Source organism: Aureimonas sp. ME7 (genome assembly GCF_903970965.1).
Lineage (GTDB): Bacteria > Pseudomonadota > Alphaproteobacteria > Rhizobiales > Rhizobiaceae > Aureimonas.
The window spans coordinates 42,703-56,636 of the sequence record NZ_CAJCKW010000001.1 but is presented as its reverse complement, the minus strand read 5'-3'; the positions used below and the strand labels follow the sequence as shown (position 1 = coordinate 56,636).

The window sequence follows — 13,934 nt, the reverse complement described above, 5'->3', positions numbered from 1 at the left end:
GAGGGCGCGCCGGATGGCCTCCACCGCCAAGGACCGATCGCTTCCCGAAGGCGAGCGCCTCGCCTGCGACGTGCTCGTCGTGGGCGGCGGTCCGGCCGCGGCCTGGGCCGCCCTTTCGGCGGCCGAGGCCGGCGCGAGCGTCGTCTTGGCGGACAAGGGCTATTTCGGCACCAGCGGCGCGACCGCGCCCTCCAACACCGGCACATGGTGCGTGCCGCCCGGGGACGGGCGACAGGCCGCCGTGGAAGCGCGCTGGAAGCGAACGGCCGGGCTCGGCGACCGCCGCTGGATGTTGCGCTGCGTCGACCAGAGCTACGAGAACCTGACGCGCCTTCGCGAATGGGGCTATCCGTTTCCGAGCGACGAGGGGGGAAACCTCTACGTCGCCAATTTGCGCGGCCCCGACTACATGCGCTTCATGCGCGCACAGGTCGCCAAGCGCGGCGTGCGCATCCTCGATCACCACCCGATCCTGGAATTGCTAGGCGACGGCCATGCGGTGGCGGGTGCGAACGGCATGTCGCGGCGATCGGGCGCGAGCTTCGAGATTCGTGCCGGTGCGGTGGTCCTGGCGAGCGGCGGCTGCGCCTATTTCGAGCGCATCCTCGGCGGCACGGGCCTCACCGGCGACGGACACCTGTTCGCGGCGGAAGCGGGCGCGAGCCTTTCGGGGCTTGAGTTCACCGGCAAGTACACGCTGGCCCCGCGCGGCTCTTCGCTGAACAAGGGCCTGCCCTTCCGCTGGGCGAGTTTCTACCGGCCGGACGGCACGCCGCTCCGGGGGCCGGGCGGCGAACCCGTCACCAACGGCATCGGCGCCGCCGAACGGCTGATCGCCGAGGCCTTGGGGGAAGGCGACGTCCTCGCGCGGCTCGACCTCGCCGATCCCGCGATCGAGGACGCGCTGCGCCGGGGCCAGCCCAACTGCTTCACGCCGTACGAGCGCATGGGGCTCGATCCCTTCCGCGACCTGTTCCCGGTGGAGCTGAAGTTCGAGGGCACGGTGCGCGGAACCGGCGGCATCCGCATCGCATCGGCCGATTGCTCGACCGGCATTCCCGGCCTTTTCGCGGCCGGCGACGCGGCCAGCCGAGAGAACGTGACCGGCGGCGTCTCCGGCGGCGGGGCGGTCAACGCCTCCTGGGCGATGGCCAGCGGCTGGTGGGCGGGGCGGGGCGCCAGCCTTTCCGCCCGGCGTGCGGCCGCGCAGGCCGAGCGCCGCGTGGCACCGCTCGGGTGCGCCGGTCTGCGGCCCTCGGCCGAGGCGCGCGCCGTCGATCTCGACCGCGCCGTGGCCGAAGTGCGCGCCCGGATCGCGCCGCTCGGCCGGAACTATCGCCGTCACGCCGGCACCCTCGCCGAGGGACGACGCGCGGTGGAAGCCGTCTGGACGGAGGTCAGCCGGCACTTGCAGGCACAAGGCATCGGGCGTCTGCGTGCCCGCGAGGTCGCCGCCGTCACGGCGGTGACGCGCTGGACCCTTGCCGCCGCGCAGCTGCGCACGGAAAGCCGCGGCGCCCATCGCCGCAGCGATTTCCCGGAAACCGACGCCGGCATGGCCCAGCGCATCACAGTGGGCGGCTTGGGCCAAGTCCGGGCGGACTGGGATGGGGAAGCCGAGGCCCGTGTGGAAGGAGCCGCGTCGTGATCGAGGTCGTGTCCGGGGACCGCTGCATCCGCTGCGACATCTGCGAACGGATATGCCCCGCCTTCGTCTTCGACCGAGACGCGACCGGGCTGCCGATCATCGCCCGGCAGGACGACTGCCAGACTTGCTACCTCTGCGAGATCTACTGCCCGACCGACGCGCTCTACGTCGCCGAGCAGGCGAACGGGCCCACGGGCATGACCGAAGCCGAGGTCGAACGGCGCGGCCTGTTCGGCGCCTATGCCCGGGCGCTGGGCTGGAGCCGGGGACGCGCCGGCGGCACTGACCGCGATCCCACCCATCTCCTGCGCGCGGCGCAGAACTGAACTCATCCCGGGAACCCATCCATGGACCGCATCGACGTCAGCGACCTGCGCAAGACATTCCAGCTCAAGCCCGGCCAGAGCGTCACCGTGGACGGGCGGCGAAGCGACCGCGTCGATGTCCTCGGCGGTGTCGACCTCGCCATTCGCAAGGGCGAGTTCATCACGCTGGTCGGCCCTTCGGGCAGCGGCAAGTCGGTGCTGCTCGACGTCATCGCCGGGCTGACGGAAGCCTCGTCGGGCGTCGCCCGGATCGACGGCAAGCCCGTGACGCGCCCCCACGCGGGGACGGCTTACGTCTTCCAGCAATATGCGCTCTTTCCCTGGCGCACGGCCCTGGAAAACATCGAATACGCGATGGAGGTGCGCGGGGTCGGCAAGCGGGAAAGGCGCGAACGGGCGCGAGAACTGCTCGATCTCTTCGGCTTGGGGGGCTTCGAGGACCGCTATCCCGCGCAGCTTTCGGGCGGCATGCAGCAGCGCGTGGCGATCGCGCGCGCGCTCGCCAACGATCCGGAAGTGCTCCTGATGGACGAGCCCTTCGCCGCCCTCGACGCCCAGACGCGCGACATCCTCCAGTCCGAGCTCCTGCGCATCTGGGAGACGATCAAGACGACGGTCGTCTTCGTCACCCATTCCATCGACGAGGCGATCTTTCTGGCCGACCGGATCGTCGTGATGACCGCCCGGCCCGCGCGCGTGAAGGAGATCATCGACATCGACCTGCCGCGCCCGCGCGACATCGACCTGCGCAACGGCGACGACTTCAACCGCTACCGCGCCCGCGTCTGGGAGGCGCTGCGCGACGAGGTGCGCAAGGCGCAAGGGGATTGGTCCCTCGCCGCGCGGCTCGCGCATTGAAAGGACCGAGCCCATGTCCCTCGTTTCGCCCAAGCCCGTCTTCGCCCCCTTCGTCGGCACGCGGCTGCGCTTCGCGCCCGTCACCTCGCGACTGCGGCGCGCAGCGACCAGCCTCGGCCTCGGCCTTCCCGCGCTCCTCGCCTTCGCCGTTCTCTGGGAAGCCGCACCGCGCCTCGGCTGGATCAACGCCCTGTTCTTTCCGCCGCTCAGCCAAGTCCTGGCCGCGCTCTGGGAGATGATCGCAAGCGGCACGATCGCCGAGCATATCGGCATCAGCCTCCAGCGCGCGGCGCTCGGCTTTCTTCTGGCCGTCGTGGTGGCCGTGCCGCTCGGCCTCGCGATGGGCCGCTACACCCTGTTCGAGCGGATGAGCGACTTCCTCGTCCAGACGCTGCGCAACACCTCGCAGTTCGCCCTGATGCCCGTCTTCATCCTGGTGCTGGGCATCGGCGAGGCGTCGAAGATCGCGATTACCTTCTATGCGGCCGTCTTCTTCCTCCTCGTCAACACGATCGTCGGCGTGAAGTCGGTGGATCCGCTGCTCCTCAAGGCCGCGCGCTCCATGGGCACGTCGGATTGGGACCTGTTCAAGAAGGTGATCCTGCCTTCGGCCGTCCCCTCGATCGTCGCCGGCGCGCGTCTCGGCGTGAAAACCTCGCTCTTCTCGGTGATCGCGGCCGAGATGCTGGCCGCCCAGTCCGGCATCGGCTTCCTGATCCAGCACTCCTCGCTGATGCTGGAGACCGACCGGATGTATGCCGGCATCCTGACGCTCACGGCGACCGGTCTCGTCCTGAACTATCTCCTCGTTGCCCTCGAAGCGCGCGCCACCCGCTGGAAGGCCAGCGAAGGCGCCGGCCCGGCCTGACAGCGCCCCCGCCCCCAACCATCCCCAGCATGACCGTTCCAGCCGCAAGTCCTGGACGAAACGACCCGCCGCGCTTCCCAACAAGGACATCCTCCATGCCCCTCGCCTCCCTGCCCCGCCGTGCGATCCTCCGGCTCGCAGCTCTTTCCCTTGCGCTGGGCGTCGTCGCCGGCACCCCCGCGCTGGCGCAGCCGGCCAAGCCCGACGTCATCCGCATCGGCTCGACGGCGCCCGGCCACCTCAAGTTCGTCCTGTTCCGCAACCAGAAGCTTCTGGAAAAGGAGTTCGGACCCGACGGCATCAAGATCGAGCTCACCACCTTCGACGGCGGCTCGGCGGCGTCCGTGGCGCTCGGCTCGGGCGCGATCGACGTCACCTATATCGGCAACAATCCGTCGCTGCGCCTCGGCGCGAGCGGTGCCGACGTGAAGCTCGTCGGCCTGTCCAGCTGGGTTCCCTCCAACGAGACTTTGGTCGTGGTGAAGCCGGACTCGCCGATCAAGACGCTCGCCGATCTCAAGGGCAAGCGCGTGGCCTACCTGTCCGGCACCGTGCGCCACTCGACCTTCGCCAAGGCGCTCGAAGCCGAAGGCGCGTCGATCAACGACGTCGAGAGCCTGAATATCGGCATCGAGAATTCGGGTCCCGCGCTCGCGCGCGGTGATGTGGACGCGATCGTCGAGAGCACCGGGCCGGCCCAGAAGCTGGTGGACGCAGGTCAGGCGCGCGTTCTCTTCGACGCCGGTGTATCCGGCAAACCCGAATGGGCGGTGCCGCACCTCATCAGCGTCAACGGCGACTTCGCCCGCACCTATCCCGAGATCGTCGAACGCCTTCTGAAGGTGGATATCGAGACCGCCCGCTGGGCCGACGCGCATCCGGACGAGACGATCGCGATCTTCGTCAAGGAGACCGGCAACAGCGAGAACGCGGTCCGCGCCACCTACGCCGGAAGCAAGTTCTACCAGGACCCGAACATCACGCCGCAGGCCATCGAGGCGCTGAAGGGCGAGGAGCGCTTCATGGCGGAGGCCGGTCTCCTGAAGGGCACGGTCGATTACGATACCTGGGTCGATCGCAGCTTCTACGAGGCCGCCGCCGCGCAAGTGGCCGCGAGCAACTGACGGTTCATCAACAACTGCGCTATCCCTAAGGGGGATCGGGGCGTCAGCGCCCCGATCCCCCGTCTTCGCATGATATGGGTTCGGCATTTCATGACCGTCACAGCACCGGGCGCCCCCGCCCTTCCCCGCCCCAGGCTCATGGCCGGCATCGTGGCGGTGTCCTTCTTCATGCAGGCGCTCGACGGCACGATCATCGCGACCTCGCTGCCCGCCATGGCGGCCGACTTCCAAACCGACGTCGTCAGCCTCAACGTCGGCTTCACCGCCTATCTTCTCGCCATGGCAGTGTGCATTCCGCCTGCCGGCTGGCTCGCCGACCGGCTTGGCGCACGCAACGTCTTTCTCGGCGCCATCGTCCTTTTCACCCTTTCCTCGCTGGCCTGCGCCTGGGTCGACGGCCTTTGGAGCTTCGTTCTCGCCCGCGTCGCGCAAGGGATCGGCGGCGCCTTGATGACCCCGGTCGGCCGCCAGATCGTGCTGCGCAACACCCCGAAGTCCGAGCTCGTCCATGCGATCGCGCTGATCACCTGGCCCGCGCTGATCGCCCCGGTGGCCGGCCCCATTCTCGGCGGCTGGATCACGACGCATGCCGGCTGGCGCTGGAACTTCCTCCTGAACCTGCCGATCGGCGCGATCGGCGTGGCGCTCACGCTCCTGTTCCTTCCCGCCGGCGAGCGCGAGGCGCCGCGCCCCTTCGACGGGCCGGGCTTCCTCCTCACGGCCGGCGCATTGGCCCTAGTGCTTGTCGGGCTCGAAATGCTGTCGCAGGACGGGGGCTGGCCGGCCGCCTGCCTCGTCGCCGCCGGTCTTGGCCTTGGCGGGTTCGGGGTGCGCCACCTGCGCCGCGCGCCTCACCCGCTCGTGGACCTGCGCGTCCTTTCGGCCCAGACCTTCGCGCTCGCCTCGCTCTCGACCGGGACGATGGCGCGCATGGTCATCAACTCGACCCCCTTCCTGCTTCCGCTGCTGTTCCAGGTCGGCATGGGCCTCGGCGCGGTCGAGACGGGATCGCTCATGCTGGTCTACTTCCTCGGCAACCTCGCGATGAAGGCCGCCACCACGCGCACGCTTCGCCGGCTCGGCTTCCGCACGCTCCTCGTCGCCAACGGCGTCGTCGCCTCGCTGGCGGTGGCAAGCTTCGCGCTGGTCGATCCATCGACGCCGCGCCCGCTCCTTCTCGCCCTCCTGTTCGTCGCCGGGCTCACGCGCTCCATGCAGTTCACCGCGCTCAACACGATCACCTTCGCCGACATCGAGCCGACGATGCGTGGCGCCGCGACGACCTTCTCCTCCATGACACAGCAGCTTTCCGTGCTGCTCGCCGTGGCGATGGCCGCCCTGATGATCCGGCTGAGCGTCCTTCTCGAGACCGGCGCGCCCGACGCGGCGGCGCAACTGCCGGACTTCCAGACGGCGCTCGCCATCATGGGCGGGATCGGCGTCATCACCTCGCTGCGATTTCTGATCTTGTCCCGCGATGCCGGCATCGAGGTGTCCGGGCGGGTAAGGGCTTCGCACCCAAACGCGCCGTCTGAGCGACCCAGCCGGTCCGGCCGCGGCGCCTTCAGCACGGCCTTGTCCACGAAGCGATCGAGGCCCTCCGGCAGATAGGGGAACGGGATGTCGAAGCCGTGTCATCCTGGGTAGCGACATCGCACGGAAGGGGCTCCGGCCCCCGTCGTCGGCGGGATCGTCGCCCGGCGCGCATGCGATCCTGCGATCCGTCTCCGCTGCCGAGCGCGCCATCCATCCCCCCCCCGTCGATACGCCGACCCGCCCCCCCCCTGCCAAGGCCGAGGGACGCGATGCCCCGGCCGCTCGTCGCGGACTTCGGGCATCGCCGGTGTGGCGTCAGCAGTCCGGGTAGTAGGGACTGATCTCGACCGGGCAGCCGAGCCGGTCGCCCAGATACCGGCCGAACGCGCTCATGCCGTCGGGATCGCTGTTTTGTGCGAGAAATACGGACTGGTCGTCCGCGCCCGGCGCGCTCGTGCGGCAATGGGCGTGGAGCGACGAACCGCCGCCGCCCTTGGCGGGCGTCATCCGGATCACGGATAGGCGCAGGATGTCCGTGCGAGGCATGACGAAGAGCTGGTCCGACACCACGATCAGCGCTTCGCCGTCCCGCGAAAGGCCGAGCGTCCTTTGCCGGTCCTCGACCAGATCCTCCGGGTCGCGCACGTATTCGAGCTCCGTCTCGCCCGGCGCATGGCGGCCGGCCCGCGCCATGCGCGCCGTCCCGACATCTCCGTCGATCGAAAGGGGACGAAAGCCCGTCACCCATTCCCGCTCCCGCTCGCCGAGGCGCAGGCGAAAGCCCGTCGTCAGCGTCACGTGGCAGGCGGTGCGAAGCCGCGGCTCGCGCGCTTCGGCCTCTCCCCGAGGCAGGTCGGACTGCCACTCCGGAGGCCACGCCGTCAGCGACACCTCGACCAGCCCCGCGCGCCAAGCGGCAACCAACGTGTTCCATCGCCGGCCGATCGATGCAGGCCCGAGGGATGCCGCAAGGTGATCGGCGGTGCGCCCGAGGTTGGCATGGGCGTCGTCCTCGAACCATGCGAGCCCGGTGAAGCGAGTGATGGGGAATTGGGGCGCGATGCGCTCGAAGGCGCTTGCCGTCCAGGGCGCCAGGGCCCCCGGCAAAGGCTCGGCATCCGCCAGGACGAGCGCCGGCCATCCATAGATCGGATCGGGCAGGACGCCGAGGCGGGCGACGACCTCCATGCGCGTTTCTTCCAGGGGCAGGCGCCAGCGAGCGGCAAGCCGGAGGATCGGGTTCGCTCCGTTGGGAAGACCGGGAACTTCGGCGGGCGTGGGAGCATCGAGTTGGGATGTCGGCGGCGGCAGCGCATCCTGCGGGCGGCGGAAGACGCGGTTCCAGAAGCGCATCGCGACCTCCTTTCTCGTGTTCGCCCGGAAACTCGGAACGCAGCTCTACCCGCCCATGCCCGTTTTCCCATACTCCACTTGGGAGCGGGCCGAAAACCTCGCGGCGGCCAAGGCGTGCGCGTCCATACGATGCCCCGGCCGCGAGTGCACCCTCCTCCACCGTTCGGGGCGATCGTGGCTTGCCCTCAAGGCGTGCTCCGTTTGCGGGTGGGACCAGAGCGCCCAAGGACGGATCCCATTCCGCAGATCCACCCCACGGGAGGGTGGCTGACCGTCACGATGTGTCGGGTAGCCTTTTCGCGTCTGTCGCCAAGCGAACCCTAGCTCCTACGCGTCCTTTGCAAGGCGATTGCCCTATGGGCAAGCTAGCCGATGCCGCCCGCATCGATACGGTGACAACCACGACGCCGTCCGGGAACCCCCGATGATCGATAGCCATCCCCGCCGGAACGACGACCGGGAGCGAAAGGCGACGCGACACGGCAGCGATCCCCATCGGAAATCCCCATTCCCACCGCCCGACGACATCGAAGGAAAGTCAGTCCGAGGGCAGGACGCGGGAGACGCCCACGTCGCGATTTCCAAAGCGTGATCCGAGAAGGGCGGAGAAACCGCCCTCCGGTCCATCGCCTGCCTCGCGCGGCCCCTTTGTCGGACGGCGCGCGCGCGTTACGTATCGGAACGGCGAACGGGCGAAGGAGCGACATCGGGAATGGGCGGCGAGCCTTCGAACGCGGTTTCCTATTGCGGCCCGGCACCGTTGCCGGCGGACGTCATCGGGGCCTTCAACTGGGACCCATGGCTTCTCGCCGCGCTTTTGGGCGCCGCGGCGTTCGGCATCTGGCGCGGTCGCGACTGGCCGCGCGCGCGTCGGCGTGCCCTCGCCGCCGCGCTCTGCGTTCTCGTCGTCGCTTTCGTGTCGCCCCTCTGCGCTCTATCCTCCGCCCTGTTTTCGGCGCGCGTGACTCATCACCTGCTTTTGATCGCTCTTGCCGCGCCGCTTCTGGCGCTCGCCTTCCCGGCAAAGGGGGCGAGGGTCGGATCGGCGCTGCCGCTCCTCGCACTTCTCCAGGTCGCGACCGTCTTCTTCTGGCACGCGCCGGCTCCTTACGCCGCCGCGCTCGCCGACATGCGCCTCTACTGGGTCATGGAAGCCAGCCTTCTCGGCGCGGCGACGCTTCTCTGGCGCGAACTCCTGGCGCCCGGCGCCTCGCCGCTCGGGGTGGGCCTTGCCCATCTCGTGGTGATCGCCCTGATGGGGCTTCTGGGCGCGCTGATCACCTTCGCCCCCGTGCCGCTCTACGCCGCCCATTTCCTCACCACCGAGCCCTTCGGCGTCAGTGCGCTGGAGGACCAGCAGCTCGCCGGGCTCCTCATGTGGGTGCCGGCCATGCTGCCGAACCTCGTGGCCGCGCTCGGCTGCGTGCGCGGGCTTCTCGCCGACACGGCGCCGCCGCAGGCGGGGCGGGCGGGTTGATCGTCGTCTGGCTGAAGTTCGTCCACGTCGCCGCCTTGGCGCTCTGGACCGGGGGCATCCTCCTGATGCCGGTGCTTCTCGGCCAGCGCCGGGCGGCCGGCGAAGGTCCGCCGCTCCACCGTCTGCACCTCTTCACGCGCTTCGCCTATGTCGTGGTCGTCTCGCCCGCCGCCTTCCTGGCGATCGCCTCCGGCACGGCGCTGATCGTGGCGCGGGAGGTGTATTTCGAATGGTTCGCGCTGAAGCTTCTGTTCGTTGGGGTGCTGGTGGCGCTCCATGTCTGGATCGGCCTTCTGGTTCTCAGCATCTTCGACGAAGGCGGGCACTTCGCCCGTTGGCGCGTCGTCGCCAGCCTCGTCACCCTTTCGACCGTGATGCTCGTGATCTTCTTCCTCGTGTCCGCCAAGCCCGTGATCCCGCTCGGCTTCCTGCCGGACGCGCTGTTCCGGCCGGGCGGCCTTTCCGAGATCGTGTCGCCCCTCATTCCTGGTCCGACACCATGATGCCGACACCGTGATGCAGGATCAGCTTGCCGCCGTGCCAGCCCGCCAGCCCCGTGAACACGCCGCCAAGCCCCGACAGGGCGAGGCCGAGCGGCAGCACCGCGTCCGGCGCCACGACGCGCAGGACGAAGTTCATGCCGCAGATCGACACGAACATCATCGCGGCGATGGCATGGGTCCAGCTGGCGGCGCGCGAGCGGATACCGGGAACGAGCAGAAGCTCGGCCGTGCCGACGAGGCTCGCGGCCACTCCGGTGCCGAAGGCGAAGGCCGCCGCCCAGAAGCCGGCGCGCAGCCAGAACGGATCGCCCCCCCACCAGTAGAAGACATCCGCGCCGAGCGTGGCGATGGCGAGCGCGATCGGAAAATGCACGGCCATCGCGTGGATCGGATGGCCGGCGATCGCCACCGCCGAGGACACATCCTTTTCCGCGACGGCCTGGATCACGGGACTGCTGTCGGTTGCCGTCTCGCTCATCGTCGCTCTCCGGTCTGGCAGGGCGGCCGGTTCGCCGCGATCGTTCCCATGGCATTTGGCCTTTCGGGCTGCGCCGGCAACCTGTCCGCGCTCGATCCCGCCGGTCCGGCCGCCCGCTCCACCGCGATCCTCTGGTGGGTGATGCTGGCCGGCTCGGCCGCGATCCTCGCGCTGGTGCTGGGTCTCGTGGCGCTCGCGTTCCTGCGCAGAAACGAGGCCGGAGCCGGCGACGGGCGGCGCTGGCTGGTCTGGGGCGGCCTCGTCCTGCCGGGCGTGGTCCTGCCGGCGCTGCTCGTCTTCGCGCTCGGCACCGGCGAGCGCCTTCTGCCCCACCCGTCCAATCCGCCCGCCTACACGGTGGAAGCGCGCCCCTCGCAATGGTCCTGGCGCTTCCGCTATCCCGATGGGCGCGAAACGCCGGACGCGCTGCACCTGCCGGCCGGGCGCCCGGTCGACATCCGCGTCGTCGGCACGGACGTGATCCATTCCTTCTGGGTGCCGCGCCTCGGCGGCAAGGTGGACGCGATCCCCGGCCACGTGAACACGATCCGCCTCCAGGCCGACCGGCCGGGCACCTTCGGGGGCGTGTGCGCGGAATTCTGCGGCACGGGGCATTCGGCCATGAGCTTCACCGTCTTCGCGCATGTGCCCGAAGAGTTCGAGGCCGCGCTCGCCGCCGCCGCGCAAGGGGATGTCCGATGAGCGATCTCGTTCTTCCCACCGTTCCCGGCGAAGCGGACGGGCGCCGGGCGGACCCCGCCGGGCCGCCGGCGCTGACGCCGCTCCAGCGCGACCTCGAGCGGATCTGGGCGACGCCGCCGGGCTGGCGCGGCACGATCCGGGCGGTGAACCACACGATCCTCGGGCGCCGCTTCATCATCGCCGCCTTCGTGTTCTTCGCGATCGGCGGGGCGCTCGCCATGCTGATCCGCGCCCAGCTCGCCTCCCCGCGCAGCGCCTTCGTCGGCCCTGATCTCTACAACCAGATCTTCACCATGCATGGCACGGTGATGATGTTCCTGTTCGCGATCCCGATGTTCGAAGGGCTGGCGATCTATCTCCTGCCCAAGATGCTGGGCGCGCGCGACTTCGCCTTTCCGCGCCTGACCGCGCTCGGCTTCTGGTGCTACCTGTTCGGCGGCTCGATCCTCGTCCTGGCGCTTCTGGCGGGCTACGCGCCCGATTCCGGCTGGTTCATGTATACGCCGCTGTCGTCGGCCGCCCATTCGCCCGGCATCAACGCCGACGTCTGGCTTCTCGGCGTGACCTTCGTGGAAATTTCCGCGCTCGCGGCGGCAGTGGAGATCACCGTCTCGATCCTCAAATTCCGCGCGCCGGGCATGACGCTTGCCCGCATGCCGCTCTTCGGCTGGTACATTCTCGTCACCGCCGCGATGATGCTGGTCGGCTTTCCCCCGCTGATCCTCGGCTCCGTGCTTCTGGAGGCCGAGCGCGCCTTCGACCTGCCCTTCTTCGACCCGACCCGCGGCGGCGACGCGCTCCTCTGGCAGCACCTGTTCTGGCTGTTCGGCCATCCGGAGGTCTACATCATCTTCCTGCCGGCGGCCGGCATCGTCTCGACCATCCTGCCCGTGCTCGTCCGTCGGGAAATCCTTGGCTACGCCGCCATCGTCACGTCGATCACGGCCATGGCCTTCCTGAGCTTCGGCCTCTGGGTCCACCACATGTTCACGGTGGGCATCCCGCATCTGGCGCAAGCCTTCTTTTCCGCCGCCAGCGTCCTCGTCGCCGTGCCCACCGGCGTCCAGATTTTCTTATGGATCGGAACGATGATGGCGGGGCGGCCGCGCCTGACCGTGCCGATGCTCTATCTTCTCGGCTTCTTCTTCGTGTTCGTGTGCGGCGGGCTGACGGGCGTGATGCTCGCCATCGTGCCCTTCGACTGGCAGGCGCACGACACGCATTTCGTCGTGGCGCACATGCACTACGTGCTCGTCGGTGGGTTCATCTTCCCCATGCTCGCCGCCGCCTACTACTACCTGCCGCACTTCACCGGCCGCCGGCCGCTCTATGGCGTCGGCACGCTCGCCTTCTGGCTGATCTTCATCGGCTTCAACGCCACCTTCCTCATCATGCACTGGACGGGGCTTCTCGGCATGCCCCGCCGCTACGCCATCTACCCGGAAGGGCTCGGCTGGGACGTGCCGAACCTCGTGTCCTCGATCGGCGGCTTCGTGATGACCGCCGGCTTCGCGCTCTTCGCGCTCGACATGATCTTCCAGATGCGCTTCGGCAAGCGCTCCTCGCCCGATCCCTGGGGAGCGGATACCTTGGAATGGTGCACCTCCATTCCGCCGCGCCCCTATGCCTTCGCAAGCCTTCCCACCGTCGCCTCCCGCGCGCCGCTGCGCGACGAGCCGGGCCTTCGCGAGCGCCTGGAACGGGGCGAAGGCCACCTCGCCATCCCGCGCAACGGCTGGCAGGAAACGCTGGTCGTTTCCATGGCCACAGCTAAGCCCGAGCACATCGCGATCCTGCCGCGCCCGACCAGCCTGCCGTTCTGGACGGCGCTCGCGATCGGCGCCGTGGTGCTGACGCTCCTCTTCAAACAGTACTGGCTGACGCCAGTGGCGCTCGTCCTTGTGGTCGCTCTTTTCCTCCTGTGGAGCCGCGAGGCCGGCCAGAAACGGGACCATGGAGCGATCGACGCCGGATGCGGCCTTCGCCTGCCCGTCCACGCCGAGGTGGAGCGGCCCGCGACCTGGTGGGGCATGCTGTTCCTCCTGATCGCGGACGGCACGGCCTTCGCCTCGCTCCTGTTCGGCGCCCTGTTCCTGTGGCTGGTCGCGCCCGGCTGGCCGGGCCCCGAGGCCGTGTCGCTGCCCCCGCTGAAATGCGCCGCGCTGGCGCTCGCCGCGCTTCTGGCCGCACTCCTCGGCCGCATGGCGGCGCGCACCGCCGCCCGGACCTCGGCCGCCGCCGCCCTGCCGATCCTCGGCGGCGCCTTTGCCGCACAGATCATCGCGGCCGGGGTCGCGGTTTGGCTGATGCTGTCCGACGTGCCCGCGCCCACGAGCCACGCCTATCTCGCGGTGACGGCGGCCTTCCCAGCCTATGTGGCGCTACATGCCGCGATCGGCGCCCTTCTGGCGGGACTCGGCATCTGGCGCTGCATGGCAGGCTTCGTTTCGCCCCGGCGCTCGGCGGATCTTCGCACGATGAGCCTCTGGCACGACTACACGGCAGCCGCTGCGCTTCTCAGCCTCGGCTTCCTGTTCGCCCTGCCCGCCCTTCTGCCTCTGCGCGAGATGGCCCAACCATGACCACCCCGCCGCGCTCGGCCTCTTCTCTTCTTCTGCTATGCGCCGGCTTCGTGATCTGGGGCTCGGCCTTCGTCTGGCTCTATGCCGCGCTGTCGATCGGCTGCGCCTTCGGCTGGGAAGACGCCGTTATCGGCCCCGTTTCGCTCCAGCGCGCGATGCTGGTCGCCGTCTGGCTTGCCCATCTCGTGGCGATCGGCGCGGTTCTCCTGTGGGCGCGCCGCCGAAGGCGCGTCCTGCCGGCGGGTGCGGAGCCCGACACCTTTCTGGCGCGGGCGACGGTCTGGACGACGGCCGTGGCGCTCGGTGTGACGATCCTGAACTTCGTCCCGGTTCTCCTGCCGTCCGCCTGCCTTTGAGGCTCGTCGCCTCGCCGCCGAATTGATGGTGCCGATCCCCCCGATCCGTGCCAAGCTGCGCCGTCTTGCAACCAAGGAGCCGGCATCATGGGTGAGAAGCGCAAAGGCGGCAAGGAAGCCCGC

At 69.4% G+C, this 13,934-nt stretch carries 13 protein-coding genes; 11 read left to right on the top strand and 2 right to left on the bottom strand.

Annotated elements, in window-relative coordinates; genetic code table 11:
• The first annotated feature begins 13 nt into the window (after nucleotides 1-13).
• From H7A85_RS00305 to H7A85_RS00280, 6 genes are all read left to right on the top strand, one after another.
• Nucleotides 14-1,648 carry an FAD-binding protein gene (locus H7A85_RS00305; RefSeq protein WP_182083900.1) on the top strand — a complete coding sequence of 545 codons (1,635 nt, stop codon included), beginning with the start codon at nucleotides 14-16 and terminating at the stop codon, nucleotides 1,646-1,648.
• Nucleotides 1,645-1,974 carry a ferredoxin family protein gene (locus H7A85_RS00300; protein WP_182083899.1) on the top strand — a complete coding sequence of 110 codons (330 nt, stop codon included), beginning with the start codon at nucleotides 1,645-1,647 and terminating at the stop codon, nucleotides 1,972-1,974. The genes H7A85_RS00305 and H7A85_RS00300 overlap by 4 nt, the downstream gene beginning before the upstream one ends.
• A 21-nt stretch (nucleotides 1,975-1,995) precedes the next feature.
• The gene (locus H7A85_RS00295) at nucleotides 1,996-2,832 is read left to right on the top strand and encodes an ABC transporter ATP-binding protein (protein WP_182083898.1); all 837 of its coding nucleotides are present in this window, start codon (nucleotides 1,996-1,998) and stop codon (nucleotides 2,830-2,832) included.
• Nucleotides 2,833-2,845: 13 nt separating this feature from the next.
• Nucleotides 2,846-3,700 carry an ABC transporter permease gene (locus tag H7A85_RS00290; protein ID WP_182083897.1) on the top strand — a complete coding sequence of 285 codons (855 nt, stop codon included), beginning with the start codon at nucleotides 2,846-2,848 and terminating at the stop codon, nucleotides 3,698-3,700.
• A 95-nt stretch (nucleotides 3,701-3,795) separates the two neighbouring features.
• The gene (locus H7A85_RS00285; RefSeq protein ID WP_182083896.1) at nucleotides 3,796-4,824 is read left to right on the top strand and encodes an aliphatic sulfonate ABC transporter substrate-binding protein; all 1,029 of its coding nucleotides are present in this window, start codon (nucleotides 3,796-3,798) and stop codon (nucleotides 4,822-4,824) included.
• Between the two features lie 69 nt (nucleotides 4,825-4,893).
• Nucleotides 4,894-6,435 (top strand): MFS transporter, encoded by a 1,542-nt coding sequence (locus tag H7A85_RS00280; protein ID WP_182083895.1) that lies wholly within the window; start codon nucleotides 4,894-4,896, stop codon nucleotides 6,433-6,435.
• A 240-nt stretch (nucleotides 6,436-6,675) separates the two neighbouring features.
• Here H7A85_RS00280 and H7A85_RS00275 read toward each other — a convergent pair whose 3' ends face one another.
• The gene (locus tag H7A85_RS00275) at nucleotides 6,676-7,713 is read right to left on the bottom strand and encodes a hypothetical protein (protein ID WP_182083894.1); all 1,038 of its coding nucleotides are present in this window, start codon (nucleotides 7,711-7,713) and stop codon (nucleotides 6,676-6,678) included.
• 712 nt (nucleotides 7,714-8,425) lie between these two features.
• Here H7A85_RS00275 and H7A85_RS00270 point away from each other — a divergent pair.
• Nucleotides 8,426-9,190, top strand: coding sequence for a cytochrome c oxidase assembly protein (locus H7A85_RS00270; RefSeq protein WP_182083893.1), 765 nt, complete (start codon nucleotides 8,426-8,428; stop codon nucleotides 9,188-9,190).
• Nucleotides 9,187-9,693: a CopD family protein gene (locus tag H7A85_RS00265; protein WP_182083892.1), complete on the top strand. Its 507-nt coding sequence runs from the start codon at nucleotides 9,187-9,189 to the stop codon at nucleotides 9,691-9,693. The genes H7A85_RS00270 and H7A85_RS00265 overlap by 4 nt, the downstream gene beginning before the upstream one ends.
• Here the strand turns inward: H7A85_RS00265 and H7A85_RS00260 are convergent.
• Nucleotides 9,671-10,171, bottom strand: coding sequence for a DUF2231 domain-containing protein (locus tag H7A85_RS00260; RefSeq protein ID WP_182083891.1), 501 nt, complete (start codon nucleotides 10,169-10,171; stop codon nucleotides 9,671-9,673). The two genes, H7A85_RS00265 and H7A85_RS00260, sit on opposite strands and share 23 nt — an antisense overlap.
• A gap of 48 nt (nucleotides 10,172-10,219) precedes the next feature.
• Between H7A85_RS00260 and coxB the strand changes: the two genes are divergently transcribed.
• The 3 genes from coxB to H7A85_RS00245 are packed head-to-tail and all read left to right on the top strand — an operon-like array spanning nucleotide 10,220 to nucleotide 13,811.
• Complete coding sequence (gene coxB, locus H7A85_RS00255; protein ID WP_182083890.1) at nucleotides 10,220-10,873, top strand: cytochrome c oxidase subunit II; 654 nt, start codon at nucleotides 10,220-10,222, stop codon at nucleotides 10,871-10,873.
• Nucleotides 10,870-13,455 (top strand): cytochrome c oxidase subunit I, encoded by a 2,586-nt coding sequence (gene ctaD / locus H7A85_RS00250; protein WP_182083889.1) that lies wholly within the window; start codon nucleotides 10,870-10,872, stop codon nucleotides 13,453-13,455. Before coxB ends, ctaD begins: the two co-directional genes overlap by 4 nt.
• The gene (locus tag H7A85_RS00245; protein ID WP_182083888.1) at nucleotides 13,452-13,811 is read left to right on the top strand and encodes a hypothetical protein; all 360 of its coding nucleotides are present in this window, start codon (nucleotides 13,452-13,454) and stop codon (nucleotides 13,809-13,811) included. Before ctaD ends, H7A85_RS00245 begins: the two co-directional genes overlap by 4 nt.
• Nucleotides 13,812-13,934 lie beyond the last annotated feature (123 nt).

Excerpts from the sequence above, each read along its gene's own strand:
- H7A85_RS00305 (WP_182083900.1), top strand. The coding sequence starts at position 14 with ATGGCCTCCACCGCCAAGGACCGATCGCTTCCCGAAGGCGAGCGCCTC.
- H7A85_RS00295 (WP_182083898.1), top strand. The coding sequence starts at position 1,996 with ATGGACCGCATCGACGTCAGCGACCTGCGCAAGACATTCCAGCTCAAG.
- H7A85_RS00290 (WP_182083897.1), top strand. The coding sequence starts at position 2,846 with ATGTCCCTCGTTTCGCCCAAGCCCGTCTTCGCCCCCTTCGTCGGCACG.
- H7A85_RS00285 (WP_182083896.1), top strand. The coding sequence starts at position 3,796 with ATGCCCCTCGCCTCCCTGCCCCGCCGTGCGATCCTCCGGCTCGCAGCT.
- H7A85_RS00280 (WP_182083895.1), top strand. The coding sequence starts at position 4,894 with ATGATATGGGTTCGGCATTTCATGACCGTCACAGCACCGGGCGCCCCC.
- H7A85_RS00275 (WP_182083894.1), bottom strand. The coding sequence starts at position 7,713 with ATGCGCTTCTGGAACCGCGTCTTCCGCCGCCCGCAGGATGCGCTGCCG.
- H7A85_RS00270 (WP_182083893.1), top strand. The coding sequence starts at position 8,426 with ATGGGCGGCGAGCCTTCGAACGCGGTTTCCTATTGCGGCCCGGCACCG.
- H7A85_RS00260 (WP_182083891.1), bottom strand. The coding sequence starts at position 10,171 with ATGAGCGAGACGGCAACCGACAGCAGTCCCGTGATCCAGGCCGTCGCG.
- coxB (WP_182083890.1), top strand. The coding sequence starts at position 10,220 with ATGGCATTTGGCCTTTCGGGCTGCGCCGGCAACCTGTCCGCGCTCGAT.
- ctaD (WP_182083889.1), top strand. The coding sequence starts at position 10,870 with ATGAGCGATCTCGTTCTTCCCACCGTTCCCGGCGAAGCGGACGGGCGC.
- H7A85_RS00245 (WP_182083888.1), top strand. The coding sequence starts at position 13,452 with ATGACCACCCCGCCGCGCTCGGCCTCTTCTCTTCTTCTGCTATGCGCC.